This window comes from Deltaproteobacteria bacterium, assembly GCA_009930495.1.
In the GTDB taxonomy this organism is placed as follows: domain Bacteria; phylum Desulfobacterota; class Desulfovibrionia; order Desulfovibrionales; family Desulfomicrobiaceae; genus Desulfomicrobium.
Window position 1 is genome coordinate 1 of sequence record RZYB01000435.1, and the last position, 1,188, is coordinate 1,188.

The 1,188-nt window shown below is 63.6% G+C and carries 2 protein-coding genes; both read right to left on the minus strand.

Annotation, left to right across the window (positions count from 1 at the left end):
- On the minus strand, window positions 1-653 hold a 653-nt coding region (locus EOL86_15275; GenBank protein ID NCD26931.1), incomplete at its 3' end, for an O-acetylhomoserine aminocarboxypropyltransferase/cysteine synthase.
- 22 nt (window positions 654-675) lie between these two features.
- The coding region (locus EOL86_15280; protein NCD26932.1) for a methyltransferase domain-containing protein at window positions 676-1,188 on the minus strand (513 nt) is incomplete at its 5' end.

The following is a 1,188-nucleotide window of genomic DNA, read 5'->3' on the forward strand; positions in this document are numbered from 1 at the left end:
ATGACCGCCCCGCCGATGGCCGTGCCGTGGCCGCCGATCCATTTGGTCAGGGAATGGATGACGATGTCCGCCCCGTATTCCAGGGGTCGAAACAGATAGGGCGTGACAAACGTGGCATCCACCACCAGGGGCAGACCATGGGCGTGAGCGACCTCGGCCAGGGCCTCGATGTTGGCCACGTCGAGAGCCGGATTGCCGATGACCTCGGTATAGATGAGACGGGTGCGCGCGGTGATGGCCGCCGCCACCGCGTCCATGTCATGGATGTCCACGAAGCGGGTGGTGATCCCGGCCTCGGGCAGGATGGAGGCAAACATGGTGTGCGTGCCACCATAGAGCGTGGACGAGGACACCAACTCGTCACCCTGACGGCAGATATTGATGATTGTGTAGTGAATGGCCGCCGTGCCCGAAGCCAAAGCCAGGGCGGCCTTGCCCCCTTCCAGTTCGGCCAGGCGCGTTTCCAGGACTTCCTGGGTCGGATTGCCCAGGCGGCTGTAAATGTGCCCGGCCCGGCGCAGGGCAAAAAGATCGGCGGCGTGGGCCGTGTCCTTGAACATATAGGCGGCCGTGCGGTGCACGGGCACGGCCCGGCTGCCCGTGGCATCCGGGGTGTGACCGTGATGCAGGGCCTTGGTTTCGAATCTGTGCATGGTTCCTCCTTGCCGATTCGGATCAGCGCGTCGTGGGCGCGGTTATCATGAAAACGCCATATGCCGCCAGCAGATTGGGCCAGAAGCGGACCTCCCGGAAGGAGCCGTCGCCAAACGGATTGACGGCCAGGGCACGCTTGACGGCAAAGGGCACGGCCCGGGCATAGGCCCTGAAGTCGTTCAGACTCAGCACGCGGATGTTGGGCGTGTTGTACCACTGGTACGGCAACTCCGGCGTAACCGGCACGTGACCGGAAAAGGCCATCTGCAGCCGCACCGGCAAACAACAGAAATTGGGAAAGCTGACAATGCCAAGCCGTCCCACCCTGAGCATCTGCCGGATGAGTTCCGTGGGCGCATAGGCCTGCTGCAAAGTCTGGCTGACCACGACATAATCAAAGGCGTGGTCGGCAAAGCCGGGCAGCTCGGCGTTGATGTCGCCGTGAATGACGGACAGGCCCTGGGCAACGCAGGCCACGACCTCGTCCTCGTCGTGTTCGATGCCCAGGCCCCGGACGTTCTTGGCGTCCCGCAG